The sequence below is a fragment of the Jidongwangia harbinensis genome, assembly GCF_020216025.1.
GTDB lineage: Bacteria > Actinomycetota > Actinomycetes > Mycobacteriales > Micromonosporaceae > Actinoplanes > Actinoplanes harbinensis.
Genome location: NZ_JAIWNC010000008.1, coordinates 117,814 through 144,300 on the forward strand (window position 1 = coordinate 117,814; position 26,487 = coordinate 144,300).

The 26,487-nt window shown below is 71.0% G+C and carries 29 protein-coding genes; 22 read left to right on the plus strand and 7 right to left on the minus strand.

Translation table 11 applies throughout. The annotated features are described in order from the left end of the window. The first annotated feature begins 1 nt into the window (after window position 1). The 21 genes from LDL48_RS12555 (at window position 2) to LDL48_RS12655 (ending at window position 17,458) form a co-directional block, all read left to right on the plus strand. Entirely contained in the window at window positions 2-379 is a 378-nt protein-coding gene (locus LDL48_RS12555; protein WP_225255248.1) for a response regulator, read from the plus strand. A 70-nt stretch (window positions 380-449) separates the two neighbouring features. Next, a complete protein-coding gene (locus LDL48_RS12560; protein WP_225255249.1) occupies window positions 450-941 on the plus strand; it encodes a chemotaxis protein CheX in 492 nt (163 codons plus the stop codon). Beyond that, complete coding sequence (locus LDL48_RS12565; protein ID WP_225255250.1) at window positions 938-1,300, plus strand: response regulator; 363 nt, start codon at window positions 938-940, stop codon at window positions 1,298-1,300. The genes LDL48_RS12560 and LDL48_RS12565 overlap by 4 nt, the downstream gene beginning before the upstream one ends. Before the next feature lie 7 nt (window positions 1,301-1,307). Then, window positions 1,308-1,796 (plus strand): hypothetical protein, encoded by a 489-nt coding sequence (locus LDL48_RS12570; RefSeq protein ID WP_225255251.1) that lies wholly within the window; start codon window positions 1,308-1,310, stop codon window positions 1,794-1,796. 78 nt (window positions 1,797-1,874) lie between these two features. Beyond that, window positions 1,875-2,951: a winged helix DNA-binding domain-containing protein gene (locus LDL48_RS12575; protein WP_225255252.1), complete on the plus strand. Its 1,077-nt coding sequence runs from the start codon at window positions 1,875-1,877 to the stop codon at window positions 2,949-2,951. Between the two features lie 81 nt (window positions 2,952-3,032). Then, window positions 3,033-3,479 (plus strand): flagellar hook assembly protein FlgD, encoded by a 447-nt coding sequence (locus LDL48_RS12580; protein WP_225255253.1) that lies wholly within the window; start codon window positions 3,033-3,035, stop codon window positions 3,477-3,479. Window positions 3,480-3,521: 42 nt separating this feature from the next. Further along, on the plus strand, window positions 3,522-4,712 hold the full coding sequence (locus tag LDL48_RS12585) for a flagellar hook protein FlgE (RefSeq protein WP_225255254.1): 1,191 nt from the start codon (window positions 3,522-3,524) through the stop codon (window positions 4,710-4,712). A gap of 175 nt (window positions 4,713-4,887) precedes the next feature. Next, the gene (locus LDL48_RS12590; RefSeq protein WP_225255255.1) at window positions 4,888-5,196 is read left to right on the plus strand and encodes a flagellar FlbD family protein; all 309 of its coding nucleotides are present in this window, start codon (window positions 4,888-4,890) and stop codon (window positions 5,194-5,196) included. Then, a complete protein-coding gene (locus LDL48_RS12595) occupies window positions 5,196-5,987 on the plus strand; it encodes a flagellar motor protein (protein ID WP_225255256.1) in 792 nt (263 codons plus the stop codon). The genes LDL48_RS12590 and LDL48_RS12595 overlap by 1 nt, the downstream gene beginning before the upstream one ends. Before the next feature lie 3 nt (window positions 5,988-5,990). After that, window positions 5,991-6,998, plus strand: a complete 1,008-nt coding sequence (locus LDL48_RS12600; RefSeq protein ID WP_225255257.1) for a flagellar motor protein MotB — start codon at window positions 5,991-5,993, stop codon at window positions 6,996-6,998. A gap of 19 nt (window positions 6,999-7,017) precedes the next feature. After that, the gene (locus tag LDL48_RS12605; RefSeq protein ID WP_225255258.1) at window positions 7,018-7,482 is read left to right on the plus strand and encodes a flagellar basal body-associated FliL family protein; all 465 of its coding nucleotides are present in this window, start codon (window positions 7,018-7,020) and stop codon (window positions 7,480-7,482) included. Window positions 7,483-7,592: 110 nt separating this feature from the next. Further along, window positions 7,593-8,546, plus strand: a complete 954-nt coding sequence (locus LDL48_RS12610; protein ID WP_225255259.1) for a flagellar motor switch protein FliM — start codon at window positions 7,593-7,595, stop codon at window positions 8,544-8,546. Further along, on the plus strand, window positions 8,543-9,289 hold the full coding sequence (gene fliN, locus LDL48_RS12615; protein WP_225255260.1) for a flagellar motor switch protein FliN: 747 nt from the start codon (window positions 8,543-8,545) through the stop codon (window positions 9,287-9,289). Before LDL48_RS12610 ends, fliN begins: the two co-directional genes overlap by 4 nt. A gap of 3 nt (window positions 9,290-9,292) precedes the next feature. Further along, window positions 9,293-9,715: a FliO/MopB family protein gene (locus LDL48_RS12620; protein ID WP_225255261.1), complete on the plus strand. Its 423-nt coding sequence runs from the start codon at window positions 9,293-9,295 to the stop codon at window positions 9,713-9,715. Next, a complete protein-coding gene (gene fliP, locus LDL48_RS12625) occupies window positions 9,715-10,542 on the plus strand; it encodes a flagellar type III secretion system pore protein FliP (protein ID WP_225255262.1) in 828 nt (275 codons plus the stop codon). Before LDL48_RS12620 ends, fliP begins: the two co-directional genes overlap by 1 nt. After that, window positions 10,539-11,303, plus strand: coding sequence for a flagellar biosynthetic protein FliR (locus tag LDL48_RS12630; RefSeq protein WP_225255263.1), 765 nt, complete (start codon window positions 10,539-10,541; stop codon window positions 11,301-11,303). The genes fliP and LDL48_RS12630 overlap by 4 nt, the downstream gene beginning before the upstream one ends. A gap of 25 nt (window positions 11,304-11,328) precedes the next feature. Beyond that, window positions 11,329-12,423 (plus strand): EscU/YscU/HrcU family type III secretion system export apparatus switch protein, encoded by a 1,095-nt coding sequence (locus LDL48_RS12635; protein ID WP_225255264.1) that lies wholly within the window; start codon window positions 11,329-11,331, stop codon window positions 12,421-12,423. A 158-nt stretch (window positions 12,424-12,581) separates the two neighbouring features. Further along, window positions 12,582-14,621, plus strand: a complete 2,040-nt coding sequence (gene flhA / locus LDL48_RS12640; protein ID WP_225255265.1) for a flagellar biosynthesis protein FlhA — start codon at window positions 12,582-12,584, stop codon at window positions 14,619-14,621. Then, window positions 14,611-16,155, plus strand: coding sequence for a hypothetical protein (locus LDL48_RS12645; RefSeq protein ID WP_225255266.1), 1,545 nt, complete (start codon window positions 14,611-14,613; stop codon window positions 16,153-16,155). Before flhA ends, LDL48_RS12645 begins: the two co-directional genes overlap by 11 nt. Further along, window positions 16,152-16,397, plus strand: coding sequence for a hypothetical protein (locus LDL48_RS12650; protein WP_225255267.1), 246 nt, complete (start codon window positions 16,152-16,154; stop codon window positions 16,395-16,397). The genes LDL48_RS12645 and LDL48_RS12650 overlap by 4 nt, the downstream gene beginning before the upstream one ends. A 65-nt stretch (window positions 16,398-16,462) precedes the next feature. Further along, window positions 16,463-17,458, plus strand: a complete 996-nt coding sequence (locus tag LDL48_RS12655) for a sulfotransferase family protein (RefSeq protein ID WP_225255268.1) — start codon at window positions 16,463-16,465, stop codon at window positions 17,456-17,458. Window positions 17,459-17,741: 283 nt separating this feature from the next. On the opposite strand, the gene LDL48_RS44475 is transcribed toward LDL48_RS12655, so the two are convergent. Continuing rightward, window positions 17,742-18,599, minus strand: coding sequence for a flagellar hook-length control protein FliK (locus LDL48_RS44475; RefSeq protein ID WP_308016453.1), 858 nt, complete (start codon window positions 18,597-18,599; stop codon window positions 17,742-17,744). A gap of 478 nt (window positions 18,600-19,077) precedes the next feature. Here LDL48_RS44475 and LDL48_RS12665 point away from each other — a divergent pair, with 478 nt between their 5' ends. After that, window positions 19,078-19,257 carry a hypothetical protein gene (locus LDL48_RS12665; protein ID WP_225255270.1) on the plus strand — a complete coding sequence of 60 codons (180 nt, stop codon included), beginning with the start codon at window positions 19,078-19,080 and terminating at the stop codon, window positions 19,255-19,257. Window positions 19,258-20,119: 862 nt separating this feature from the next. Here the strand turns inward: LDL48_RS12665 and LDL48_RS12670 are convergent. From LDL48_RS12670 to fliF, 6 genes are all read right to left on the minus strand, one after another. Beyond that, on the minus strand, window positions 20,120-21,073 hold the full coding sequence (locus LDL48_RS12670) for a transglycosylase SLT domain-containing protein (protein ID WP_225255271.1): 954 nt from the start codon (window positions 21,071-21,073) through the stop codon (window positions 20,120-20,122). Next, the gene (locus LDL48_RS12675) at window positions 21,070-21,765 is read right to left on the minus strand and encodes a flagellar export protein FliJ (RefSeq protein ID WP_225255272.1); all 696 of its coding nucleotides are present in this window, start codon (window positions 21,763-21,765) and stop codon (window positions 21,070-21,072) included. The genes LDL48_RS12670 and LDL48_RS12675 overlap by 4 nt, the downstream gene beginning before the upstream one ends. Before the next feature lie 90 nt (window positions 21,766-21,855). Further along, window positions 21,856-23,166, minus strand: a complete 1,311-nt coding sequence (locus tag LDL48_RS12680) for a FliI/YscN family ATPase (protein ID WP_225255273.1) — start codon at window positions 23,164-23,166, stop codon at window positions 21,856-21,858. After that, on the minus strand, window positions 23,163-23,840 hold the full coding sequence (locus LDL48_RS12685) for a FliH/SctL family protein (RefSeq protein ID WP_225255274.1): 678 nt from the start codon (window positions 23,838-23,840) through the stop codon (window positions 23,163-23,165). Before LDL48_RS12685 ends, LDL48_RS12680 begins: the two co-directional genes overlap by 4 nt. After that, entirely contained in the window at window positions 23,824-24,849 is a 1,026-nt protein-coding gene (gene fliG / locus LDL48_RS12690) for a flagellar motor switch protein FliG (RefSeq protein WP_225255275.1), read from the minus strand. The genes LDL48_RS12685 and fliG overlap by 17 nt, the downstream gene beginning before the upstream one ends. A gap of 45 nt (window positions 24,850-24,894) precedes the next feature. Further along, a complete protein-coding gene (fliF, locus tag LDL48_RS12695; RefSeq protein WP_225255276.1) occupies window positions 24,895-26,487 on the minus strand; it encodes a flagellar basal-body MS-ring/collar protein FliF in 1,593 nt (530 codons plus the stop codon).

Genomic DNA, 26,487 nt, shown 5'->3' on the forward strand with positions numbered 1-26,487 from the left:
CATGGTGATCGACGATTCCCGCGCGATGCGCATGATCCTTAAGCGCATCGTCGCGAAGTTGAACTTCGAGGTGACGGAGGCAGGCGACGGGCAGGAGGCTCTGGACCTGCTGAGCACCATGACCGAGGTGCCGGAACTGGCCCTCATCGACTGGAACATGCCCAACATGAACGGGCTCGAGTTCGTGACCAAGGCGCGGGCTGATCCGCGCCTCCGGGAGATGACGCTGGTCATGGTCACCACGGAGAGCGAACAGAGCCAGATCGTCCGCGCGCTCGCCGCGGGCGCCCACGAATACGTGATCAAGCCCTTCACCGAGGGCGCGATGATCGAGAAGCTGGCCTTGCTGGGCCTTGTACCTACCGGAGCGAGTTCTTGAGCGGGAGCGGGGAGGCTACGGCCTCGACCAAGACGGCGGACGATCGCCGAGTCGCGGAGCGGAGGAAATAATGAGCGTCGACGTCGTGGTGAATGAGGACGACCTCGCCGAGATGGTCGAGCAGGTCTGGGTGTCCTACCTGGACCCGGAGGGGGTCAGCCCGCTGGTGCCCACCGGCGACGAGGCACAGACCACCGAGGTGCACTCGTCGGTGTCGATCACCGGCTCCTGGACCGGGCACGTGGTGTACGCGTCGTCGACCGCCGCCGCCCGGCGGGCCGCGGCGGCGTTCCTGGCCATGGAGGACGGGGAGGTGAGCCAGGACGACCTCTCCGATGTGCTCGGTGAGCTGGCGAACATCGTCGGCGGCAATGTGAAGGCGATGCTGCCGCCCGGCTGCTTCCTGTCGTTGCCGCAGGTGGTGCTGGCGCCGGAGGCGACGACCATCTATCCGAGCGCGGAGCGGATCACCGGCCTGTACGGCACCTGGGACGGCGAGCCGGTGTCGGTGTCGATGTGGCAGAGCCGGAGCGATCTGAAGAAGGAGGAGGACACCGAATGAAGATTCTGATCGCCGACGACAGCCGCGTCATGCGGCAGATCGTCACCCGGACCCTGCGTCAGGCCGGCTTCGGTGATCACGACCTGGTGGAGGCGGCGGACGGGCAACAGGCGCTCGACCTGGCCACCGCGGAGAAGCCGGACCTGGTCATCTCCGACTGGAACATGCCCGAGATGACGGGTGTGGAAGTACTGCGCAAGCTCCGTGCCGCGGGCAACGGTGTGAAGTTCGGCTTCGTCACCTCGGAATCCACGCCGGAGATGCAGCAGCAGGCGGAAGCGGCCGGCGCTGCGTTCTTCATCGTGAAGCCGTTCACGGCGGAACGTTTCGATGAGGTCTTCTCTCCTATTTTGGGATGATATTGCTATGTCTGACACCTCGGTTCTTCCTGCCCCGCTGGCCGTCCGCAACCTCTTCGAAGACCTGCTCGGCCGGGACTGCACCGTGGGTCCCGGCGACCCGATCACCGCGGCCGATCTGCCGACCGCGACCGTCGCCATCTACACCGACAACGCGCAACAGATCTACGGCGTGGTCGGGATGGGCCTGCCGCTCGCCGCCAACGTGGGTGCGGCGCTCGGCCTGATCCCGGCCGGCGCGGCGGAGGACAGCATCGAGGAGAAGACGCTGTTCCCCAATCTCGCGGAGAACGTCTTCGAACTCTGCAACGTGCTGACCAGCCTGCTCAACCGCGAGGGTGCGCCGCACGTGAAGCTGTACCAGGTGATCTACCCGGGGATGAGCCTGCCCGCCGACGCGCGGGCCCACCTGCTCGCCCTGGGCCGGCGCCTCGACCTGATGATCGAGGTGTCGCGGTACGGCAAGGGCAAGTTCTCGATGTCCCTCGCGCCGTAGACCGCCGGATCGGCCCCGTCTCCGGACGGGGCCGGACAGCGGCCGGAAAGTGGCCGCAATAGCGACCACGATGTCCGTATGGACGTCGTACTCAGCGATCGCGCACTGAACCGGGCCACGTTGGCACGGCAGCTGCTCCTCGACCGCCGGCCGGTGCCGGCGCGGGAGATCATCGAGCTCCTGGTCGGACTGCAGGGACAGGACCCGGAGCTGCCGTACCTCGGGCTGTGGAACCGGATCGAGGGATTCGCGCACGCCGACCTGACCGGCCTGCTGGCCGGCCGGGCGGTGGTCCGGGCGACCCTCTTCCGCGGCACCCAGCACCTGCTGAGCACCGCCGACTACCGGTGGATCCGGCCGCTGCTGCAACCCATGCTGGACCGCATGCGCCGGACCTTCTTCCAGCAGTGGGCCGCCGACGTGGACCACGCGGAACTGGCCGCCGAGGCCCGGCGGGTGCTCGGCACCTCCACGATGACCCGCCCCGACCTGGGCCGGGCGCTGGCGCAGCGGTGGCCGCAGCACGAGGGCGTGTGGCTGGCCCGCGCCGCACAGGTGGCGTTGCCGGTCCTGCATCCGTACCCGGACGGCACCTGGGGCCGGCGCGGGCCCACCCCGCTCGTCCTCGCCGAGCACTGGCTCGACCAGCCGTTCGACCGCGACCGCGAGCCGGCCGACCTGGTGCTGCGCTACCTCGCCGGATTCGGCCCGGCGAGCGTGCGGGACATGCAGGCGTGGAGCGGCCTGACCCGGCTGTCCGCGGTGTTCGACCGGCTGCGGCCGCGGCTGCGGACCTACCGCAGCGCCGCCGGCACGGAACTGTTCGACCTGCCGGACCGGCCGCTGCCGGACCCGGAGACCCCCGCGCCGGTCCGCTTCCTGGCCGGCTTCGACAACGTGACCTTCGGGTACGCCGACCGCACCCGGATCGTCGCGGACGCGCACCGCCCGTACCTGGTGGGCGAGGCGGCCCTGACCGTCGACGGCACCGTACGCGGGATCTGGAAGCTGCGCCGGGGTGAGCTGTCGATCGGCCTGTTCGCCCCGCTCGCCGGCGCCGAGGAGGAGGCGGTCGGGAGCGAGGCGGCGGCGCTGCTGCGCTTCGCCGAACCGGACACCGCGCTGCACCGCGTGACGTTCCGAAACCTGCCCTAAGCCAATCGGCGCACCGGCCGAAGACGAGGACAGGAGCACGTCGCACCGGGACGTGCCGGCCGGGCCAGGGGAGGAACGTCCATGACGTCGCCGATCGGTGGAAGCATCAGCAACGAGTTCGACGTGAAGGCAACGCCGACCTCGATGTACACGAACAAGACGACGACCGACGCGGGCGGCAGCAAGTCGCTCGGTGACCAGGACACCTTCCTGAAGCTCCTGGTGGCCCAGCTGAAGTACCAGGACCCCACCAACCCGTCCGACTCGACGCAGTTCCTGGCACAGACGGCCCAGTTCACCCAGGTCGAGAAGCTCAGCCAGATCGCCGACATGCTGTCGGCGCAGCAGCTGATCGGCGCCAGCGCGCTGGTCGGCCGCACGGTCACCTACCAGGACGCGGCCGGCGTGACGCAGACCGGCGTGGTGACCAAGACGAAGCTCAACGGAGACAGCGAACCGACGCTCGTGGTCGGGGACACGGATGTGCAGCTGTCCAAGGTCACGGAAGTCCAGCAGACCACTACCTGACCCCAGCTCACCGCCACCTCTCTCGCGAAGGAATCGACCCCTATGCTGCGTTCCCTGTTCTCCGGCATCAGCGGCCTGCGTGCGCACCAGCAGATGATGGATGTCACCGGAAACAACATCTCCAACGTCAACACCACCGGTTACAAGTCCAGCCAGACGGTGTTCCAGGACACGCTGAGCCAGATGGTCAACGCCGCCGGTGCACCGCAGAACGACGCCGGCGGCACCAACCCGGCCCAGGTCGGTCTCGGCGTGCGTCTGGCCAGCATCAACGCCAACTTCGGACAGGGCGCCGCGCAGACCACCGGCAAGTCCTCCGACATGATGATCCAGGGCGACGGCTTCTTCGTCGTGAAGAGCGGCGGCGAGACGCTGTACACCCGCGCCGGTTCCTTCACGTTCGACGCCAACGGCTCGCTCACCACACCCAACGGTCAGGTCGTCCAGGGCTGGATGGCGGACGAGGGCGTGGTCAACACGGCCGGTGCGCCGGACAACATCAAGCTGCCGATCGGCATCAGCCTGGCGCCCACGGTCACCGAGAACATCACCATGACCGGCAACTTCTCCAACGAGGCCCCGGTGGGCACGCAGAAGGAGATCCCGATCAAGGTGTACGACGCCGACGGCGCCGCCAACACCATGGTGGTGACGTTCCAGAAGGCGGACGCCACCACCTGGTCGCTGACGCTGCCGGACGGCAGCACCGGCACGGTCCCGTTCGTGGCCGGCAAGGCGGTCGGCGACACCGACCCGCTCACCCTCGAGGACACCGGAAAGATCACCGTCGGCGGCTTCATCTTCGACATCCACGACCTGACCCAGTTCAGCGGCAACACCGAGGCCCGGGTGAGCAACTCCGACGGGTCGGCGGCCGGCGTGCTGAGCTCGTACACGGTGTCGAACACCGGCCAGATCGTCGGCGTGTTCTCCAACGGCCTCAAGCAGACGCTGGGCCAGCTGTCGCTGGCCAACTTCAACAACGTCAACGGCCTGGAGAAGATCGGTGACTCGATGTTCCGGAGCACGGTGAACTCGGGCCTGGCCCAGGTCGGCCCGGCCGGCACCGGCGGGCTCGGCCTGATCACCAGCGGCGCGCTGGAGATGTCGAACGTCGACCTGGCGCAGGAGTTCACCAACCTGGTCATCGCCCAGCGTGGCTTCCAGGCGAACAGCCGGATCATCACCACCAGCGACGAGATCCTCCAGGAACTCGTGAACCTCAAGCGCTGACGTACGTAGCGCCGGCGGAAGCCGGGACGGGCCCTCGCCCGCCCCGGCTTCCGCGTATCCGGGGCAGGTCGCACCCGGATGGCGACCGGTCCGCGCTCAATCGCAACGGACCGCGAGCCGATGGACCAATTGACGGGGCAACGGATGGCCCCACCAGCCGTAAGACCGACCAGGGATGGACGTCGTCGTGATCCTCGTAACCCGCATCAACGGTGCCGTGTTCGCACTGAACCCCGATCTCGTCGAGCGCGCTGACTGCACGCCCGACACGGTCATCACGCTGGTGGACGGCACCAAGTACGTCATCGCCGAATCGGTGCCCGAGTTCATCGACTCGGTGCGCCACTACCGCGCCTCGCTGATCGCCCAGGCGAGCCGGATGGAGTCCGACTCCGAGTCGCTCCGCACCGCCGACACTTCCGCCGACGAGCAGGACGACCTGGCCCAGGCCAAGGTTCTGCCGCTGCACCGAAAGGACCGCTGATGGACATCGCAGCCCTCGTCGGCATCATCGTCACCTTCATCATCGTCTTCGTCGTCCAGATGCTCGAGGGCGGCCACGCCGGCTCGATCATCCTGTTCCCGGCGATGCTGCTGGTCTTCGGTGGGGCCCTCGGCGCCGCGATGGCGGGCGGCATCCTGAAGGACACCATCGGGGTCGGCGCGCTGCTCAAGAAGGCGTTCCTGCCCAAGGTGACGCCGCCGGCGAAGCTCGTCGAGGACGTCGTCAAGCTGGCCGAGCGGGCCCGGCGCGAGGGCCTGCTGGCTCTCGAGGACGCGGTGAAGACCGTGGAGCACCCGTTCCTCAAGCGCGGCCTGCAGCTGGCCATCGACGGCACCGACCCGGACGAGCTGCACGACATCCTGCACGCCGAGATCGCCGCCAAGAAGAAGGCCGACAAGGCCGGCACCAAGATCTTCGAGAACATGGGCGGGTACGCGCCGACCATCGGCATCATCGGCACGGTCATGGGCCTGGTGCACGTGCTGGAGAACCTGGACAAGCCGGAGACGCTGGGTCACTCCATCGCCGCCGCGTTCGTCGCCACGCTGTGGGGCGTGCTCAGCGCCAACGTGCTGTGGCTGCCGCTCGCCGCCCGGCTCGGCCGGCTCTCCGGCATCGAGGTGGACGAGATGGAGCTGGTGATCGACGGCGTGCTGGCGATCCAGGCCGGCTCCAACCCGCGCCTGGTCGCCCAGAAGCTGCGCAGCCTGTTGCCGCCGGACGAGGCGCTGAAGGCCGAGGCCGCGTCGGCCAGCAAGAAGGCGGCGTAACCGATGGGTGCAGGCGGCGGGGGCGCCAAGCGCAAGAAGCGCCATGAGGAGCACGAGGAACACGTCAACCACGAGCGGTGGCTGGTGTCGTACGCGGACATGCTGACCCTGCTGTTCGTGCTGTTCGTGGTGCTGTTCTCGATGAGCAGCGTGGACCAGAAGAAGTTCGCCGCCCTGGCGAGCAGCCTGTCCCAGGGCTTCGGCGACCAGTCCGTGGCGTTCGACAGCCAGGCGTCGACGTTCGACGGCCAGGCGAGTCCGCAGTTCGCGCCGATCGACCCGGGTTCCGACCCGGGCAACGGCGGCGCCGGCACGGACAACATGACCAAGGAGCAGAAGGAGGCGGTCGAGCGGGCGATCAAGGCCGCCGAGCGTGCGCAGAGCTCCCGGGACGCCAAGGCGGCGGCCAAGGAGGCGGAGAACCTCAAGGAGATCGAGAAGAAGATCGCCGACGCCCTGGCCAAGGCGAAGCTGCTGGCCAGCGTGAAGTTCACCATCGACGAGCGGGGCCTGGTCGTCACCGTGGTCACCAACGAGGTGGTCTTCGAGGGCAACCGCGCCGAGCTGCGGTCGGGTGGCGCGAAGATCCTCGACACCATCGCGCCGCCGCTGGCCAAGCTGCCCAACGCGATCGAGGTCGACGGGCACACCAACCAGCTCAAGGCCCGCACGACGTTCTATCCGAGCGGCTGGGAGCTGTCCGCCGCCCGGGCCTCGACGGTGGTGCGGTACCTCGCCGGCCGGGGGCTCGCCAAGAACCGGCTGAGCGCGGTGGGGTTCAGCGACACCAAGCCGCTGATCGACCCGAAGGACCCGCGCTCGGTGCAGCTGAACCGTCGCGTCGACGTGATCGTGAAGACCACGCTCCCGGCCGACCAGGCGGCGCTGCTGCCGTCCGCGGCCGGCGGGGACGCCAAGCCGCACACCGGCACCACCACGGCGCAGGCCGAGGCAGCAGCAAAGGCCCAGGCCGAACAGGCCACCGGCACACCCGCCACCACGCACGACTGACACGACAGGAGGAGCTCCGATGAGCAAGGACGAGAAGGACGCCGCGGCCGGGACGCCGAAGAAGAAGTTGTCCAAGAAGCTGCTGCTGATCATCATCATCGCCGCCGTGGTCCTCCTGGGCGGCGGTGGCGCCGGGGCGTACCTCATGCTGGCCGGCGGCGAGAAGAAGGTGGAGGCGCCGGTCAAGGGCGAGGTGGTCGCGCTGGAGAACCCGCTGACCGTCAACCTGGCCGACGGGCACTACCTCAAGGTGGGCTTCGCGCTGCAGATGACCGAGGAGGCCGCGGGCGCCGAGATCGACCCGTCCCAGGCCATCGACCTGGCCATCGGCCAGTACACCGGCCTGGAGATCGGCGAGCTGGAGACCGAGAACGGCCGCTCGAAGGCCCGGAACGAGCTGCTCGAGAAGATCGAGAAGGCGTACAACGTCGAGGGCAAGCACCTGGTCATGGGCATCTACTTCACCCAGTTCGTCACGCAGTGACGACGGGCGGAACCGGCGGTCCCGGGTGACCGGGGCCGCCGGTTCCCCGATAAAGGGATAAACGCGGCGTACCGGCTCAGCGGTTCGCGAAATGAGCCGATGAGGACGACGTGACCAAGTCGCCGTCCGCGGTCTCCACCGCACGCTCCCCGGGCCGGATGTCGCGCCGGGGCGGGGGTTCCGGCCCGGCGCCCTACGACTTCCGCCGGCCGATCAAGCTCTCCCGCGACCACGTCCGCACGCTGCAGATCGCGTTCGAGACGTACGCGCGCAGTTGCGGCACCCTGCTCACCACGCGGCTGCGGGTGGTCAGCAACGTCACGCTCGGCTCGATCGAGCAGCAGAACTACGACGAGTACGTGGCCTCGCTGGCCAATCCCACGGTGATCGCCATGGTGGCCCTGGACCCGCTGCCCGGCACGGTCCTCATGGAGATGTCGTCGAGCATGGTCATGACCGCGATTGACCACATGTTGGGTGGTCCCGGCGGCCCGCAGCCGGAGCGCCCGCTGACCGAGGTCGAGATGCCGCTGCTGCGCGGGCTGCTGGACCGGATCCTGGGTGAGCTGAAGTACGGCTTCGAGAGCCTGGTGCCGATCGAGCCCAAGCTGCGCGAGATCGAGTACAACGCCCAGTTCCTCCGCGCGCACGCACCCGGGGACGCCGTGGTGGTGGCGTCGTTCGACATGAAGATCGGTACCGAGGAGTGTCTGGCCAGCATCTGCCTGCCGTTCAACACGATCCTGCCGGTGCTGGAGAAGCAGGAGACCGTCGAGCTGACGCCGGCCGAGCGGATGATGCGGGAAAGCTCGCACCGCAAGATCACTGCTGGGCTTTCCGCGGCGCCGATCGACGTAGCGGTCCGATTCCACCCCATCCGGATGCGTACGGATGACATCGTGGATCTGCGTCCCGGCGACGTTCTGCCGCTCGGGCACCCGACCAGTCGGCCTCTCGAGGTGACCGTCAACGAGACCGTTTTCGCACACGCAGTACCCGGTAATCAGGGCGCCCGGCTCGCCTGTCTCGTCGTGCCGTCGCCGAAGGAGGAAGGCCGCCCATGACCGCCCCCACCATCACCGGGCCCCAGCTCGCCCTCGCCCGTACCGCGGTCGAGGCGGCGCTCGCCGTCCTGCCGACCAGTCGCGAACTGGTCGCCGGGGAGCCCACCGCAGCCAGTGCGGACCTGCTCACCGGGGGACAGGCGATCACCGCCAAGTTCAGCGGCGCCGCCGTCGGTGAGGTCGTGGTGGTGGTCGGTCAGGACCTCGCCGACGCGCTCAAGGAGAGCCCGCTCGGCGAGCTGGACCTGACCGCCGCGGTACGTCCCGCGCTGGAGGCGGCCGCCCGGGTGTTCGGGCCCACCGTGCTCGATCCCGGTCAGCTGATGGAACCCGGCGTGGCCCTGAGCGCGATCGCCACGAAGGACCACGCGGTGGCCGTACCGCTGCTGGACGGCGGCGACGTCCGGGCCGTGGTGGCGCTGGCGCTCACCCCGTGGCCGGTCGACCAGGGTCCCGGCGGTGTGGCGCGACGCGGCGACGGCTCGGTGACCCGCGGCGGCCTGGACATGCTGCACGACGTCGAGATGGAGGTCTCCGCCGAACTCGGCCGCACCCGGATGAGCGTGCGCGAACTCCTCTCGCTCAGCCCGGGCGCGATCGTCGAGCTGGACCGGGCCGCGGGCAGCCCGGCGGACCTGCTGGTCAACGGGCGGCTGATCGCCCGTGGCGAGGTGGTGGTGGTGGACGAGAACTTCGGCATCCGGATCACCGAGATCGTCGCCCCCGGCGCCGAGCGGGAGTGACCCTTGTTCGAACTGGTGCTGCGGATCGGCTTCTCCCTCCTGGTCGTGTTCGGCCTGATGTGGGGACTGGCCAAGGTCGCGCGCCGCCCGCTGAGCGGGAACCGGGGCGCCGGCACGCTGGCGGTGCTGAACCGGCAGCAGGTGGCCCGGGGTGCCACGGTCACCGTGGTCCAGGTGGCCGACAAGGCGCTCATCCTCGGCGTCACCGATCAACAGGTGAGCCTGCTCGGCGAGATCGATCCGGAGAAGTTCGGCAAGCAGGGGCACCTGGTCGAGCGGCGGGACACGGTCCCGCTGGAACCGGACGACGTGCTGCCGCCGTCCGGGCATCCGGCCACCGGCGGGCGGCTGGACGGCTCCATCCTGTCCCCGCGCACCTGGGGCTCGACGCTGGACTTCCTGCGCGACCGGACGACGAGGCGCTGATGGTCCGCCGTACCCTCCTGCTCCTGCTCGCCGGCCTCGGCCTGGCGCTGATCCTGCTGCCCGGTGCGGCCGAGGCCGCGCCGGTCCCGGCCCTGCTGCCGGCCGCGCCGGCGGATCCCACCCCGCCGGCCGAGCCGACCGTCTCGCCGAGCGGCGGCTCGATCAACTTCAACATCGACGGTACGAACCCCGACGGCAGCAAGCCGGCCACCTCGCTGGTGATCGTGCTGGGCCTGACGCTGCTCTCGGTGGCGCCCGCGGTGCTGCTGCTCTGCACCTGCTTCACCAAGGTCTTCATCGTCCTCGGGATCACCCGCAACGCGCTCGGCCTGACCAGCACGCCACCCAACCAGGTGCTGGCCGGGCTGGCGTTGTTCATCAGCCTGTTCATCATGGGCCCGACCGTGTCCCAGGTGAACGAGCTGGGCGTGCAGCCCTACCTGCGCGGCGACAAGAGCCAGTCGGAGGCGTTCCGGGACGGGGTGCAGCCGCTGCGCGACTTCATGTACAAGACCACCCGCCCGGACGAGATCGCCCTGCTGGTCAAGGTGTCCGGCCAGGAGAAGCCGGCGAACCCGGACGACGTCGAGCTGACCACGCTGATCCCGGCGTTCGTGCTGTCCGAGCTGCGGGCCGCGTTCATCATCGGGTTCGTCATCTTCATCCCGTTCCTGATCATCGACATGGTGGTCAGCGCGTCGCTGATGTCGCTGGGCATGATGATGCTGCCGCCGGTGACCGTGGCGATGCCGTTCAAGCTGTTGCTCTTCGTGCTGGTCAACGGCTGGGGGTTGATCATTACGGCGCTGGTGGCGAGTTACGCATGAACGCCGACGTGCCGATCGCGGAGCTGCTGGCGATCATGCTGGGCGCGGTACGCGCGGGTGCCTGGATGATGATCTGCCCGCCGTTCAACTCGCGGATGATCCCGGGGCCGGTCAAGGCGCTGCTCTCGGTCGGCATCGCGCTGCCGATGGCGCCGTACCTGCGGGGCACCCTGCCCTCGATCGAGACCAGCGAGATCATCGCCTGCGCCGCGTTGCAGGTCTTCATCGGCGCCGCGCTGGGCTTCATCACCGCGCTGCTCTTCGCCGCGCTGCAGGCGGCCGGCGACCTGATCGACGTGTTCGGCGGTTTCACGCTGGCCATGGCGTTCGACCCGCTGTCGCTGAGCCAGAGTTCGATCTTCGGCCGGTTCTACAACCTGGTCGCGATCACGCTGCTGTTCGCCACCGAGGGCCACCAGCTGGTGCTGCGCGGCTTCCTGCAGTCGTACGAGGCGCTGCCGCTGAACGCGATGTTCTCCATGGAGACGTTCAGCAAGCTGCTGATCGAGGGCATCGGCGAGATGTTCCTGGCCGCGTTGCAGATCGCCGGGCCACTGATCGCCGTGCTGTTCCTCACCGACGTCGCGTTCGGCCTCCTCAACCGGGTCGCGCCGGCGCTCAACGCGTTCCAGCTCGGCTTCCCGGCCAAGATCTTCCTGGTCCTGACGCTGTCCGGCACGGCGATCGCCATGCTGCCCGGCGCCCTGGACGCCATCGTCGACAAGGCCGTCTCGGCCGTGGTCCAGCTGACCGGCGGCTGACGGTGCCCGGAGGGGGTGGGAACGGATGAGTGGGGAGAAGACCGAACAGCCCACCGCGCAGAAGCTGAAGAAGGCCAAGCAGGAGGGGCAGATCGGGCGCAGCCAGGACGTCGGCGCCTGGTTCGGCATGCTGGCCGCCAGCATCATGCTGCCCCGCACCCTGGGCTCGGCGTTCGACTACGCCCGCGAGTCGATGACCAAGATCCCGGACGTGATCGCCGATCCGGACCCGGTGGTGGCCATGGGGATCCTGAAGGACGGGATGATGAGCGCCGCCTGGGCGGTGCTCCCGCTCGCCCTCACCATGATGGTGGTCGGCATCGCCGCGGCCGGTGCGCAGGGCGGCATCCGGGTCGCCTCCAAGCTGTTCATCCCGAAGTTCAAGCGGCTCAACCCGCTTCCCGGAATCAAGAAGATGTTCGGGCCGCAGTCGCTCTGGGAGGGCACCAAGGCGCTGATCAAGACCGGGGTGCTGGGCGGGGTCCTCTACGTCACGGTGAAGGACCTGGTGCCCCTGCTGATGACCGCGGGCCGGCTGCCGCTGGGCACGCTGCTCGCGGTGGTCACCGACGCGGCCCTCACGCTGATCCGGGCGGCGTCCGTGGCCGGCATCGTGATGGCCGCGGCCGACTACTTCGTGGTGCGGCGGCGCACCAACAAGCAGCTCCGGATGTCCAAGGAAGAGGTCAAGCAGGAGCACAAGAACAGCGAGGGCGACCCGCACGTCAAGGGGCAGATCCGGGCCCGGCAGATGGCCATGGCGCGGAACCGCCAGATGGCCGACGTGCCGACCGCCGACGTGGTGCTGGTCAACCCCACGCACGTCGCGGTGGCGCTGCGCTACGACCCGGAGAAGGGCGCCCCGCGGCTGGTGGCCAAGGGGCAGGGTGCGATCGCCGCGAAGATCCGCGAGCTGGCCACCGAGCACCGGATCCCGATGGTGCAGGACGTGGCGCTGGCCCGGGCGCTGGAGAAGAGCGTCGAGGTGGGCCAGGAGATCCCGGCGGACTTCTACGGGGCGGTCGCGAAGGTGCTCGCCTTTGTCATGAGCCTCAAGTCACGCGGTTCGGCAGCCGGGTTGCATCGCAACCCGAACCCCACTCCCGTCCCGGCAATTTAGGAGATTTCCTCACATCACGGCCGTGATCGCGGGAGGATCGACTGGTGGGGGAGAAACCCGTGCTCAGTGTCGGCGAGGGAACGCCGATCGGTTAGACGCCAGGACGGCGACACCAGGGCACGGATCGGCCCCTGAAGCGCCCACTCCTGGAAGGTCACGTGAAGAACCGGAACCTCAGCAAGTTCGCCGTACCCGTCGGGGTCATCGGCATCATCGTCATGATGGTCGTGCCACTGCCGACCTTCCTGCTCGATCTGCTGATCGCCCTGAACATCACCGCGGCCCTGCTGGTTCTGATGGTCTCCATGTTCGTCCAGCGGCCGCTGGACTTCTCGGTCTTCCCGGCATTGCTCCTCGTCATGACGTTGTTCCGGCTCGCGCTGAACATCAGCGCCACCCGCCTGGTGCTGCGGGACGGCGACGCCGGCAAGGTGATCCACGCGTTCGGTGACTTCGTGGTCGGCGGTTCCCTGGTCATCGGCCTGGTCATCTTCATGATCCTGATCATCGTGCAGATGGTGGTGGTCACCAAGGGCGCCGAGCGGGTCGCCGAGGTCGGTGCCCGGTTCACCCTCGACGCCATGCCGGGCAAGCAGATGGCGATCGACGCCGACCTCAACGCCGGCCTGATCGAGGAGGACGAGGCCCGCCGGCGCCGCGCCGACGTGGCCGCCGAGGCCGACTTCTACGGCGCCATGGACGGTGGCTCGAAGTTCGTCAAGGGCGACGCCATCGCGGCCATCATCATCACCGTGATCAACCTGATCGGCGGCTTCGCGGTCGGCATGCTGCAGCACGGCATGTCGCCGGCCGACGCGATGAACCACTACAGCCTGCTGACCGTCGGCGACGGCCTGGTGTCGCAGATCCCGGCGCTGCTGCTCTCGGTGGCCACCGGTCTGATCACCACCCGGTCGGCCACCTCCGGCGACATGGGCAGCAGCGTCACCACCCAGCTCAGCCAGAACAAGCTCGCCCTGCGGATCGCCGGCGGCGCCGCGCTCGGCCTGTGCGTCATCCCCGGCCTGCCCAAGCCCCCCTTTCTGATCATCGGCGTGGCCACCCTGCTCATCGCGCAACGGATCAAGGACCCGATCCCGGAGGTCGAACAGGCGCCCGCCGAGGTGGACCGCCCGTCGCCGGACTCGCCGGAACAGCTCCTCGGTGAGATGCGGGTGGACCCGCTCGAACTGGCACTGTCGCCGGACCTGGTCGACCTGGTCGACTCCAACGGCGGCGACCTGCTGGACCGGGTCCGCGCCCTGCGCCGCAAGATGGCACTGGAGCTGGGCATGGTGATGCCGCCCGTGCGTACCCGGGACGACCTAGACCTGCCGCTCTCGTCGTACGCGATCCGGATCTCCGGGGTGGATGCCGGCACCGGCCAGGCGCCGCCGGGCACGGTCCTGGCCATCGGCGACGGCCTGCAGGCGCTGCCCGGCCGGGCCGGCGTGGAGCCGGTGTTCGGCCTGGCCGGCAAGTGGGTACCGGCCGAACTGCACTACCAGGCCGAACTGTCCGGCGCGACGGTGGTGGACCGGGCCTCGGTGATCATCACGCACCTGGCCGAGGTGGTCCGCACCAACGCCAGCCGCCTGCTGGGCCGCGAGGACGTGCGGGCGCTCACCGAGATGGTCAAGCGTTCGCATCCCGTGGTGGTCGAGGAGCTCACGCCCACCCAGCTCAGCCTTGGCCAGATCCAGAAGGTGCTGCAGGGCCTGCTCGACGAGGGCGTACCGATCCGCGACCTGGTCCGGATCTTCGAGGCGCTGTCGCTGCGCGCCAAGGTCTCGGTGGAGCACGACGGACTGATCGAGGCGGCCCGCGCCGCGCTGGGCCCGGCGATCGCCGCCCAGTACGCGAGCGGCGGCCGGCTCACGGTGATCACCCTCGACCCGATGCTCGAACAGAGCCTCCTCGAATCGTTGCGTCCCAGCGAGACCGGCGCCTTCATGGCCATCGACGGCATGCGTGCCGAGGCGGTGGTCAGCGAGGCCGCCCGGCTCGTGGAGGCCGCCGAGCAGCAGGGCATCACGCCCGTGCTGGCCTGCTCTCCGCAACTACGTCTGCCGCTGATGCGCCTGCTCCGGGCCGGCTCGCGACGCGTGCAGGTGTTGTCCTACACCGAGATTTCTGGTTCCACCGCACAGATCGAGACGATGGGGGTGGTGAACGGTGCCTACGCGGGTGCTGCTTGAGGGACCGGCCATCGAGCCGCTGTTGGCGCAGGTCCGGGAAGAGTACGGGTCGGGCGTCCGGATCATCTCAGCGGACAAGGTCCGTAGCGGTGGCTTCGGCGGCTTCTTCGCGAAGCAACACTACGAACTGTCCGTAGAAGTTCCGGACCCCAGCGACGACAGGAAGAACATGACGCAGCGCAAGACGGCGACGACCACCGCCCCGGCTCGCGACGCGGGGCCACACACGCTCGAGCAACTGCTCGAACGCGCGGAATCGCACGACCGGATCGTCGCCGACGAGCCGTCGCCGTTCGAGCGGCCGGTCGAGCGGGACGTGCCGGTCGCGCCCGGCCGGCCGGCCGCCGGGGACCGCAAGGCCGGCCGGAACGCCGGCATGGACGACGCCGAGGCGGCCCACCGCCGCGACCTGTCGGACACCGGCGCGGCGTTCGCCGAACTGATGTCCGGCCTGGACGCGGCGCACCACATCGCGACCAGCGCGGGAGTGCGGCCGTCACCGCGGCCCAAGGCCGGCGGCGACGGCGAGGAGACCCCGGCGGTACGCCCGTTCCGCCCGGCCACCACCAGCGAGACCCCGGTGAACTCCAACGCCGTCAAGCCGCTGCCCCCGGTACCCAGCCTGGCCGAGCTGATGGGTGGCCTCGGGGTGAGCCCGAGCGAGGTGCCGCCGTTCGAGGCCGCGAAGCCCGCTCCGACGCCGGCCCGCTCGGCCGCCCACGCGTACGGGCTGACGCCGCCGGCTGCCCCGCCTGCCGCTGCCCCGCCCGCCGCCGCGCCGCCCGCCGCACCGCCGCCGGCCCCGGAGAACCCGCCGGCCGCGGTACGTCCCGTGCACGCCGACCCGGTGATCCGCAATCTGATCTCGGTGGGCATGCCGGAGGAGATGGCCACGAAGATCACCGGCGGCGACACGTACGCCGGGGTGCTGGCCGCGCTCGCCGCCCGCCCGTCCGCGCCCGGCGTACCGGACGCGCCCGGTGAGATCCTGGTGCTCGCCGGGGACCTGACGCACGCCGTACCGATCGGCCGGCACCTGCTGGAGCAGGCCGGCATCGACCAGACCCACCTGCTCCTCGCCGGGCCGTCCGCGGCCGGCACCGGCATCCACTCGTCCCGCGTCATCGCCAGCCCGGCGGTGGCCGCCGAGCGCGCCGACAAGCTGCACGGCTCCGAGGCGGCGTGGGTCGTCGTGCTGGACGCGCCGGTCGGCAGCACCGACCCGATCTGGGTGGCCGACATGTGCGACGCGATCGGGGCCACCGCGCTCTGGGCGGTCGTCGACGCCACCCGCAAGACCGCGGACACCGCGCGGTACCTGCGCTCCCTGGGCGAGGTGGAGGCGCTGGTCGTGCACAACATCGAGCTGACCTCGGATCCGGCCACCGTGCTCGGCCTGGACCTGCCGATCTACTCGATGGACGGCAAACCGGCCACCCCGCACGCCTGGGCCGCGATGCTCTGCGCCCGGATCGCCGCGGACGTCACACCGCCCGCCGCGCCGCCGCGTCGGCAGGCCCGCGCCGCACGATGATCCGATGGTCGGTCCTGCTCTTCGCGCTGCTGATTAGCGCGCCGGCGCTGTACCGATACGTCCTCGACGAGATCGACCTCACCGAGGTGCTGATCCGGTTCCTCATCGCGGTGCCGGTGGCCGCGGTGCTGCTGGCCGGGCTCCGGTTCATCACCTCGGGATACGGCCGGACCGAGGAGCCCGGCAGCCCGGTCACGCCCACGCCCGGCGAGGCCCCGGCCGAACCGGAACCACCGGCCTAATCTTCACAACATCCATCGACTTTTGTAAGTTACCTCGGGTGAGCTGATGCGCACCGGAGGTGATCATGGCTGGCGACCGTCCGATCATCGTGGCCGGCTGCGCCCGCTCCGGCACCACCATGCTCCAGCTGATGCTGCACGCCCACCCGCGGATCGCCATCCCACCCGAGACCCGGTTCGTCCTGACCGGATACCAGCGGCGGCGCGAGTTCGGCGACCTGCGTGACCCGGCCCGCCGCAACGCCCTGGCCCGCTGGATCGTGGACCGCCCGGAGCACCGGTTCGCCGACCTGGGCCTGGACCCCGACCGGGTCGCCGCCCGCATCACCGCGGGACCCGGCACACTCGGCTCGGCCTTCGGCACTGTCTTCGCGGCGTACGCGGAACGCTTCGACAAGCCGCGCTGGGGCGACAAACGGCCGGCGTACCTGCAGAATCTCGACGTCGTCCGGCGGCTGTTCCCGGACGCGCAGATCATCAACGTGGTCCGCGACGGGCGTGACTGCGTCGCGTCCCTAAAGGAGATGTCCTGGCACACCCAGGGCCTGCACGCCACGATCGCCGCCTGGGCCCGCGCCGTCGACGACGCCCGTAGCGCCGCCCGCCGGCTCGACGCCACCCAGTGGCACCAGCTGCGGTACGAGGACCTGGTCGCCGACCCGCCCACCGAACTGGCCGCGGTCTGCGCGTTCCTCGGCGAGGACTACGACCCGGCGATGACCGAGCCGGCCGCGGTGGCGGACGTGGCGGTGCCGGGCTTCAAGACCTGGCACCGGCGTACCCACGCGCCGGTGACCACGCAACGGATCCGCAGCTGGGAGCGCCGGCTCAGCGCCGACGAGATCGCGCTCTGCGAGGCCGCGCTGGGCAGCCGGTTGGCAGAATGCGGGTACGACCTGTCCGGCGCGCGGCGGCCGGCCCGGAGCGGACGCCTGCGGTACGGATGGTCCGCGGCGCGACACCGGCTGGCACCGGCGAAGCGGGCGGTGCAGCGGGCTGCGGTACGCCTGCGCGCCGAACCCAGCGTGGCCTACGTGCCGTCGCCACGCCGCCCGTCGTGAACCCCTCCCCGGAAGCGCTCCCCTTTCCCGCCTCGGTGGTACACCAGCGTGGTTATCGGTCGCCCGTAACGACGTTGGTGTACCACTGGAGCGCTCCAGTGGTACACCGATGCTGTTATGGGCGACCGATAACGACCGTGGTGTTCCACCGAGGCGGGCTCGTGCTGGGTGGTTCAGTGGTGGCGTTCGTTGGCGGCGGGCCGGGCCGTCCGGCGTCCCGTTCGTACCGTGCTCGGAGATCACGGTACGGCGGCTCAGCGGATGACTGCCCGTTCGGCGCTGCTCAGGCCTGGATGTCGAGGCGGCCGTCGCTGCTGGGGTCGGTGGGACGGACGTTCGGGACCGTGACCGGTTCCGGGGCGGCGGTGACAGTGGACCGGCCGCGGTCGTTGTTCCACGCCGGGCGGACCTGCTCGCGCTGCTGCTCCTGCTGGTTCGAGCCCTGCCGCAGGTCCAGTGTGGTGTCCCCGAAGCCGGACTGTTCCAACTCGCGCCGAAGTTCGTCCATGGCGTTGCGGAGTGCGTCCGTGCCGGCGTCGGTCGAGCCCGACAGCTGCACGTTGATCGTGCCGTTCCGGATCTCCGCCACCACCTGTACCGGGCCGAGGTCGGCCGGGTGCAGGTTGACGGTCAGGCGGTGCACGCCGTCCGCGTCCAGACGCAGCGGTGCGATGCGCATGGCCACCTGGGCGGCGAGTGGCCCGGGTACCGGCGGCGGGGCGTTCGGTGCCGGCGGCGGGGCGACCGGGGCCGGACCGTCCACCCGGGTCGGCGGCGGGGTGGCGGTGAGGCCGGCCGGTGTCTGCGGCGGTGTGGACTCGGCCTGTATCGGCGCGGGAGTGCCGGCGCCCGGCCGCCCGTCCGGACTCTGCTCGCCGGACGGCTGTTCACCGGCGGGTCGGCCGGGTGCCGTGACGGTCGGTTGATCGCCGGCCGGTGCGGGGGCGGCGGTGGGGTCGGCCTTGACCGGAGCGGTCGGTGTGGTGGCCGGAGTGACCGATCCGGTAGTGGCCGGCGTGCCGGGAACGGCCGTCGTGGCTGGAGTCGGGACGGCCGGAGTCGGTGTGCCTGGAGTCGGGACGGCCGCAGCCGGTGTGCCTTGAGTCGGTGTGCCGGTGCCGGGTTCCGCCGAGGACGGCACCGCCGCCGGTGTGGCCTCGGCCGGGTCGCTGCCGCTGCCGCTCGGGCTCGGGCTGACTGAGGTGGCCGGGGCTGCGTCAAGCGGGTTGGCGTGGGTGCCCGGGGTAGCGCCGGATCCGGGAGCGGTGCTCGTGGCGGACCCGGGTGCGCCCGTTCCTGCCGTGGTGCCCGTGACCCCTCCAGGGCCGCCGGCGGTGCCGGAGACTGCTCCGGGCGTTGCCGTGTCCGCGATTGTCCCGGGCGCTGCCGTGTCCACGAGTGTCCCGGGCGCTGTCGTGTCGGAGGGTGCTGCGGGCGTTGTGGTGCCTGGGAGTGCTGCGGGCGTTGTGGTGCCTGGGAGTGCTCCGGGCGTTGCCGTGCCCGCGACCGCTCCGGGGGCCGCCGGGTCCGTGACTGCTCCGGGCGCTGGCGTGCCCGGGAGTGCTCCGAGGGATGCGCTGCCCGGCACTGGTCCGGGCACGCCGGGGCCGGGTGCGACCGTGCGCGAGACAGTCTCCGGTGCGTTCGGAGCGGTGGGGGCGGCGGCCGGAGCCGACGTCCCGGCCGGCACCGGAAGGTTCTCCGTCGCGGCCCCGGCCGGGCCGGTCTGGGTAGCCGCTGCCATGCCGTCGACCGGCGGTGGTCCGGCGACGCCGGTGGCCCGGGTGGCGCCGATCTGACCGATGCCGGCCGGTGCCGGACCGGCGACCGGAGCGCTGCCGGTGTCGCCGGACACCGCCCCATCGACGGTTGCCGCCTGAGTCGCCGCCGCCGCGGACACCGCCGCCGCGGAGGCCACAGCCGCATCGGACGCCACAGCCGCATCGGAAGGCTCTTCGTCGGCGATCCGGTCCTGAGCCGCCTCCGGTCCGGTCCGCGCCGAGTCGATCCGACCTTGGCCGGTCCGCCCGTCCTGAGCGCCGGTCCGGTCGGTGCGCGCGTCCCGCACCCCGGCCCGGTCCACTCGCGCATCTCGGACCCTGGCCGGGTCCACTCGCGCATCCCAGGCCTCGGCCCGCGCTTCCCGAGCCCCGACCCGGCCGGCCCGCACCTCGCCCGGGTCGGTCTTTGCGTCCCGGACCCCGGGCCGGTCGGCCCGCACGCTCCGGGCTCCCGCCCGGTCGGTCCGTGCCTGATCCACCTGAGGCTGCGCGATCCGTCCCCGAGCGATCCGGTCCTGAGCCGTCCGCGCCGAGACGGCGGCCCGGTCCTGAGCCGTCCGCGCCGAGACGGCGGCCCGGTCCTGAGCCGTCCGCGCCGGGACAGCGGCCCGGTCCTGAGCCGTCCGCGCCGGGACAGCGGCCCGGTCTGCGGCAGCCCCGGCCGGCCGCCGGGTGTCGCGGTCCGCCTCGGGCCGTGCCAACTCGGCGGACAGCGCCGTGCCGAAGTCCTCCGCACCGTGCCGCGATCCGGCGGCGGTCCGGCGGCCGGAGTCGGTCGTCGGCCGGCGGTCCGGGCCGGTGACGGAGTTCGGCGTCGACATGCGGCGGTTCTCCTGTTCGAGTCGGGCCGGGCGGTGGGGAGGGGGTGGCGGCCGGGCGCTCAGCCCAGTTTGGCGAGCGCCTTCTGCACCTTGGGCACGTACGCCTGGGTCTCGGCGAACGGCGGGATGCCGCCGTGCCGGTGCACCGCGCTGCCGCCGGCGTTGTAGGCGGCCAGCGCCAGCGGCACCGACTTGAACTCCTTCAGGTGGCTGGCCAGCAGCTTCGCGGCGCCGTTGATGGCCTGCTCGGGGTCGAACGAATTCTTCACCCCGAGCCCGCGTGCGGTGCCGGGCATGAGCTGCATGAGGCCCTGCGCGCCGGCCGGGCTCACCGCCTTCGGGTTGTAGCCGGACTCGACCTTGGCGACCGCGGCCAGCAACTTCGGGGAGACGTCGTACTTGGCGCCGGCGCGGAGGAACATGTCGGCGTACGGGACGCCGGGCAGGGCGCCGGAGGTCTGCAGGCTCGCCGGGCGTACCGCGGTGGTGGGGAACGCGGCGGCGGCGCTGTCGGTGCCGACCACCCGGCGGATGTGCGTGGGCGTCTCGTACACCGATTGGATTTTGACCTGGTCGCCGGGCTTCGGCGCGGCGATCATCTTGTTGTCGCCGAGGTAGATCGCCACGTGGTCGACCGGTGCGTTGAAGGCCAGGATGTCGCCGGGCCGGGCGTCCTTGAGGCTGTCCACCCTGGTGCCCGCGCGGGCCTGTTCCGCCGACGTGCGGGGCAGATCGACACCGAGTTCGCGGTACGCCCGCTGCACCAGCGCCGAGCAGTCCAGGCCGCGGGCCGGGTCGGTGCTGCCGAAGACGTATTTGACGCCCAGGTACTTCTTCGCGGCCGCGACCACCTGCTCGCCGGTGGCGCCGGTCCGGGCCGTGGTGCCGCCGGTCGCGTCGGCCAGCGCCGAGGCGAACGCGGTCCGGGTGCCGGCGGTGGTGGCCGCCGGGGCGACACCGAGCTGGGTCTGCAGTTCGGAGATGCGGGCGAGAACCCCGGTGACACCCATCATGCGCGGCTCCGGTCGTAGCTGCTGTCATCGGTTTCGGTCGGCTCGGCGCGGTGGTCCAGCCGCAGGTCGGCCCGGCGGGTCAGGATCGCCTCGGCGGCCGGGACGAGGGGCGCGCCGGCGTGGCGGGCGGCGTGTGCGGTCAGCGCGGTGTCGCGGCCGGCCGCCTCCCGGTCGGCGGCGGTGCCGGGTACGGCGTTCCGGTCGGTGACCCGGCCGGCGCCGGTGCGCAGCGGGCTGGCGCGTTCCTCGGTCTGCCCGTCCAGGCCCCGGGCGGCGTTGCGGGCCTTCGCGGTGACGGCGAGCTCGTCCAGGTTGTTCTGGTCCACGGTGAGGTCGTGCCGGCGTACCGTCTCGGCGTGCCGTTCCGCCATCATCTCGACGGCCCGGCGTCGCTTGGCGGCATCGGCCAGTTCGGCGGTCTTCTCCCGGCTGATCTCCTCGGCCGCGGTGACCATGCGGTGCGCCCCGGACAGGCTGGCGGCGAGCGACTGCCGGGCCACCAGCGAGGCCACCATCGCGCGGGCGGTGCCCTCGGTCGGCGCGTCCGCGCCGGTCAGTTCCAGGGAGCGCCGCTTGACCAGCGCCTGGGCGTCGCGGATCTCGGCACGTGACTGGATGACCGCACCGCGGGCGGCATCCTCCTGGGCCTTGCGGGCGCGCAGCACGGGACCGAGCCGGAACAGGCGATTCACGGGACCTCCTCGAGCGGGCCCACCGGCCCTCATGTTCCGGTTCGACCCGCGCCGCCGGGCGCTGAGCGCTTGCACCCAAGCTGCACCCGGTCAGGCGGCGGCGATCAGCGCCCGCAGCGCGCCCCAGGCCTGCTCCGGCGTCACCTGCTCGTCCAGGCCCTGCCGGAGGAACGCGGTGATCTGCGGCCAGATCGCGGTGGCGCGGTCGGCGTCCGGGTTCGTTCCCGGCACGTACGCGCCGATCTCGACCAGCTCGCGCACCTCCCGGTGGGCGGCCATCAGCCGGCGTAGTTCCGCCGCGTCCGCCTTCTGCTGCGGGGTGGTGATCTTGTTGGCGACCCGGGAGATGGAGTCGAGCGCCTGGATGCTCGGGAAGTGGCCGGCGGTGGCCAGCTTGCGGTCCAGCACGATGTGCCCGTCCAGGATCGACCGGGCGGCGTCGGCGATCGGCTCGTTGTGGTCGTCGCCCTCGACCAGCACCGTGTAGAGGCCGGTGATGCTGCCCCGTGCGCCCGGCCCGGCGCGTTCCAGCAGCGACGCCAGCATCGCGAAGACCGACGGCGGATAGCCGCGGGTCGCGGGCGGTTCGCCCACCGACAGCCCGACCTCCCGCTGGGCCATCGCGGCGCGGGTGACGCTGTCCATCATCAGGAGTACGTCGGCGCCCTCGTCGCGGAAGTACTCGGCGACCCGGGTGGCCACCGCACCGGCACGCAGGCGGACCAGCGGCGGGGTGTCCGAGGTGGCGATCACCACCACCGAGCGGGCCAGACCTTCCGGGCCCAGGTCGTGTTCGATGAACTCGCGCACCTCCCGGCCGCGCTCGCCGACCAGGGCGATGACGTTCAGTTCGGCCGATGTGCCCCGGGTGATCATCGACATCAGCGTGGATTTGCCGACGCCGGAGCCGGCGAAGATGCCGATGCGCTGGCCGCGGCCGCACGGCACCAGCGTGTCCAGCGTCCGTACGCCCAACGGCATCGGCGCGTCGACCAGTTGGCGTTCCAGCGCGGACGGCGGCGCGGCGTCGATGCCGACCAGCTCACCGCGTACCGGCGGGCCGCCGTCCATCGGGCGGCCCAGCCCGTCCAGGATGCGTCCGCGCAGTTCCGGCCCGACCGTGATGCGCAGCGGCCCACCGGTGCTCACCACCGGGCTTCCGCCGCCGAGGCCGGCGATCGGTCCCAGCGGAAGACAGGAGAGCCGGTCGCCGTCCAGCGCCGCGACCTCGGCGAGCACCGCGTCCGGGCCGTCGCCGATCTGCAGCAGCTCGCCGACCCGTGCTTCCAGCCCGCTCACCGTGACCCGCAGACCCACCGCGCCGGTGACCTTGCCGCGGGCGAGCGGCCGGGCGGCGCCGAGCGCGGCGTCGAGGCGGGCGCGGAACAGGTCGGTCGTCACAGCCGTAGGGCCTCCCGGGCTCGCTGCACCGCCGCCGCGATGGAGGCGTCGACGGTCGTGGTGCCGGTCTCGGCCACCGCGTCGCCGGGTCGCAACGCCGGGTCGGGCCGCAGGTGCACCAGCCGTCCCCCGTAGTTGTAGTCCGTGTCGGTTGCCGTGCCGACCAGATGCCGACAATCGTCGGGGTGCAAGCTGACCGCGATGTCGCCCTGGTCGGGTGCGGCGGCCATGGCACGGCGCAGGGCGTCCGATCCGCGTCCCTCCGGATCGTCGACGGCCCGCCCGACGATCGCCTCGGCCAGCTCGAACGCGTGCGTCAGCACCACCTCCTGCAACTCGTGCAGGGTGGGCATCAGCTGCGCCTCCAGGTTGGTCACGGCGCGGCCGAGCGCGTTCACCGCCTGGGCCAGCGCGGCCGCGCGGCGCTGTTCGTGCGCCTGTTCGGCGGCGTGCGCCCGCTCCGCGTTGATCTGGGCCTCCAGCGCCGCGGCCCGCTGGCCCTGCGCCCAGCCCTCGGCGTAGCCGGCCGTGCGCGCCTCCTGCTTGGCCCGCTCCACCGGCGCGCTGTCACTCGGTACGCCCCGGCGCAGGTCGACGCCGAACCGGGCCGCGGTGGCGGACTCCGCCACGTTGCCACGGAGCACCGGGTTGCGGTCGTCAGACGATGAGTTCATCGGCCTCACCGCGCTGGATCTCGATCTGTCCCGAATCCTCGAGCGAGCGGATCACCGACACGATCTTCTGCTGGGACTCCTCGACCATCCGGACCTTGACCGGGCCGAGCAGGTCGATCTCCTCGAGCAGGTTCTCCCGGCCGCGTTCGGACAGGTTGCCGGTGACCTTGTCGCGGACCGCCTCGCTGACCCCCTTCAGCGCGGTGGCCAGGTCGGACGGCTCCACCTGGCGCAGCACCAGCTGCACCGACCGGTCGTCGAGGTTGACGATGTCCTCGAACATGAACATCCGGCGCCGGATCTCCTCGGCGATCTCCGGGTTGCGGGCCTCGAGGGCCTCCAGGATCAGCCGCTCGGTGGTGCGGTCGGCCCGGTTGATGATGTCGACCAGCGGTTCGATGCCGCCGACGGTGGACAGCTCGTCCGGCTGCAGCACGGTGGAGAGCTTGCGCTGCAACGCCACCTCGACCTGCCGGATCACCTCCGGCGAGGTGCGGTCCATGACCGCGATCCGGTGCGCCACGTCGGACTGCACCTCGGGCGCCAGGCCGGAGAGGATCGACGAGGCCAGAGCGGAGGGTACGTGGGCCAGCACCAGCGCGATGGTCTGCGGATGTTCGTGCTGCACGTACGAGAGCAGCTGCCGCGGGTCGGCGTGGCTGAGGAAGTTGAACGGCATGTCGTTCATCGACGCCTGAAGCCGGTCCAGGATCAGTTGCGCGCGTTCCGTGCCCAGCGACGCCTCCAGCAGCTCGCGGGCGTACTGCATGCCGCCCACGCCGGCGTGCTTGGTGGTGGCCAGGGCGTAGAACTCGTCGATCACGTCGCCGACGACGTCGGGTTCCAGTTTGCCGAGCCGCGCGATCTCCGCGGACAGTTCCTCGACCTCGGCCTCCGAGAGCGTCGCCAGCACCCGGGTGGAGTGCTCCTTGCCCATCCGTACCAGCAGGATCGCGGCCTTGCGCAGGCCCGTCATCGACGTCGTGGTGAGCGCCGGTGTGGTGGTCAATGCAACTCTCCTCGGGGGCTGGTTCTGGGGGGACGGGTGGGCCGGTCAGCGACCGGCCGCGAGCCAGCCGCGCAGCAGGGAGGCCATCTCCTCCGGCTGGTCCTCGACCATCTGCTCGATCTCGCGCTGCCGCTCGTCGCGTGCCGCGTCGTACTGCGGGGCGGCCTCGATCGCGGGCGACGGGATCATCGCGTTCAGCTCGGCGAGCCGCTGCTGTTCCAGGGCGGCCTGCATCCGCTCCAGGTGGGCCAGCTCGGCCGGGGTGAGCGCCTTGCGCTTCTTGGCGCGCCGGCTGGCCCGCCAGGCCAGGAAGATCAGGATCAGCACGACCAGCACCATGCCGGCGGTCTTGATCAGGGACTCCTGCTTGGCGGCGACCTCGGCGGCGGCGGACTGGGCCAGCGCGGCCTGGGCGGCGGTGGCGGCGCTGGTGTCGAACGGCATGGCCGCGACCGCGACCGCGTCGCCGCGGGCCGGGTCGATGCCGGCGGCCACGCTGATCAGCTGCTGGATCTGGGCCGGGTCGATGGTGCCGGCGACCGTGCTGTTCAGCATCACGGCCGCGTTGAGCCGCTTGACGCTGCCCGGCGCGCTGCGGCGGGCCTCAAGGGTCTCGTTGATCGCGTTGTTGCGGGTGGTGTCGGTCTGCTCGTACTGGCCGGTGCCGTTCGCGCCGTTCGGCACCTGGACGTTGTCCGGGCCGAGCACGCCGCCCTGGCCGTTGCCGTTGCCGTTGTACGCCTCGCGCCTGATCTTCTCGGACAGCGCGGGCAGCGACGGGTCCGCGGTGTACGTCTTGGTGGTCGTCTCGGTCTGGTCGAAGTCCAGCTCGGCGGTCGTGGTGACCACGGAGTTCCCGGGGCCGACGACGCTGTCCAGCATGTTCTGCAGGGACGCGTTCAGCCGGTTCTGGAACGCCACGGTCTCCGACTCGCCACCCGAGTTGCCACCGGTGGCGACGGGCGCGCCGCCGCCGGAGGAGAGGATCCGGCCGTCCGCGCCGGCCACCGTGACCTGCGTCGGGTCCAGGCCCTCGACGCTGGACGCGACCAGGTGCACGATCGCCTGGACCTGCTCGCCGGCCAGCGGCTGGCTCGACTTGGACTGCACCAGCACCGAGGCGGTGGTCTTGTTCTGGTCGTCGGCGAAGACGTCCTTCTGCGGGATGACCAGGTGTACGGTCGCCGCCTCGACGCCGTCGATGGACTTGATGGTGCTGGCCAGTTCGCCTTCCAGCGCCCGCTGGTAGTTGGTGTGCTGCATGAAGTCGCTGGTGGTGATGCCCTGCTGGTCCAGCAGGGCGTATCCGGTGTCCGACTCGCCCGGCAGGCCCTCGCCGCTCAGCTGCAGCCGCAGGTCGTAGACCTGGTCCTGCGGCACCAGGATGGTCTGGCCGCCGTTGGACAGCTCGTACGGCGTGCCGGCGCCCTGCAGCGACTCGACGATGGCACTCGCGTCCTTGCTCGACAGGTTGCTGAACAGCGGGGCGTACGACGGCTTGGCAGCCCAGGTGGCGAAGAAGTAGCCGCCGATGGCCAGGGCCAGGACGGCGACGATCGTGACAGCCTTCTGTCCCGGGGTGAAGGACTTGAAGGTGTCGCCGACCTTGCGTACGGGCGCGGGGAGTCGGTCGGTCAT

Excerpts from the sequence above, each read along its gene's own strand:
- LDL48_RS12650 (WP_225255267.1), top strand. The coding sequence starts at position 16,152 with ATGATCCGATGGTCGGTCCTGCTCTTCGCGCTGCTGATTAGCGCGCCG.
- LDL48_RS12575 (WP_225255252.1), top strand. The coding sequence starts at position 1,875 with ATGGACGTCGTACTCAGCGATCGCGCACTGAACCGGGCCACGTTGGCA.
- LDL48_RS12580 (WP_225255253.1), top strand. The coding sequence starts at position 3,033 with ATGACGTCGCCGATCGGTGGAAGCATCAGCAACGAGTTCGACGTGAAG.
- fliP (WP_225255262.1), top strand. The coding sequence starts at position 9,715 with ATGGTCCGCCGTACCCTCCTGCTCCTGCTCGCCGGCCTCGGCCTGGCG.
- LDL48_RS12600 (WP_225255257.1), top strand. The coding sequence starts at position 5,991 with ATGGGTGCAGGCGGCGGGGGCGCCAAGCGCAAGAAGCGCCATGAGGAG.
- LDL48_RS12560 (WP_225255249.1), top strand. The coding sequence starts at position 450 with ATGAGCGTCGACGTCGTGGTGAATGAGGACGACCTCGCCGAGATGGTC.
- fliN (WP_225255260.1), top strand. The coding sequence starts at position 8,543 with ATGACCGCCCCCACCATCACCGGGCCCCAGCTCGCCCTCGCCCGTACC.
- LDL48_RS12685 (WP_225255274.1), bottom strand. The coding sequence starts at position 23,840 with ATGAACTCATCGTCTGACGACCGCAACCCGGTGCTCCGTGGCAACGTG.
- LDL48_RS12655 (WP_225255268.1), top strand. The coding sequence starts at position 16,463 with ATGGCTGGCGACCGTCCGATCATCGTGGCCGGCTGCGCCCGCTCCGGC.
- LDL48_RS12555 (WP_225255248.1), top strand. The coding sequence starts at position 2 with ATGGTGATCGACGATTCCCGCGCGATGCGCATGATCCTTAAGCGCATC.
- LDL48_RS12570 (WP_225255251.1), top strand. The coding sequence starts at position 1,308 with ATGTCTGACACCTCGGTTCTTCCTGCCCCGCTGGCCGTCCGCAACCTC.
- LDL48_RS12635 (WP_225255264.1), top strand. The coding sequence starts at position 11,329 with ATGAGTGGGGAGAAGACCGAACAGCCCACCGCGCAGAAGCTGAAGAAG.
- LDL48_RS12670 (WP_225255271.1), bottom strand. The coding sequence starts at position 21,073 with ATGATGGGTGTCACCGGGGTTCTCGCCCGCATCTCCGAACTGCAGACC.
- LDL48_RS12605 (WP_225255258.1), top strand. The coding sequence starts at position 7,018 with ATGAGCAAGGACGAGAAGGACGCCGCGGCCGGGACGCCGAAGAAGAAG.
- LDL48_RS12585 (WP_225255254.1), top strand. The coding sequence starts at position 3,522 with ATGCTGCGTTCCCTGTTCTCCGGCATCAGCGGCCTGCGTGCGCACCAG.
- LDL48_RS12590 (WP_225255255.1), top strand. The coding sequence starts at position 4,888 with ATGGACGTCGTCGTGATCCTCGTAACCCGCATCAACGGTGCCGTGTTC.
- LDL48_RS12595 (WP_225255256.1), top strand. The coding sequence starts at position 5,196 with ATGGACATCGCAGCCCTCGTCGGCATCATCGTCACCTTCATCATCGTC.
- LDL48_RS12565 (WP_225255250.1), top strand. The coding sequence starts at position 938 with ATGAAGATTCTGATCGCCGACGACAGCCGCGTCATGCGGCAGATCGTC.
- LDL48_RS12630 (WP_225255263.1), top strand. The coding sequence starts at position 10,539 with ATGAACGCCGACGTGCCGATCGCGGAGCTGCTGGCGATCATGCTGGGC.
- fliF (WP_225255276.1), bottom strand. The coding sequence starts at position 26,487 with ATGACCGACCGACTCCCCGCGCCCGTACGCAAGGTCGGCGACACCTTC.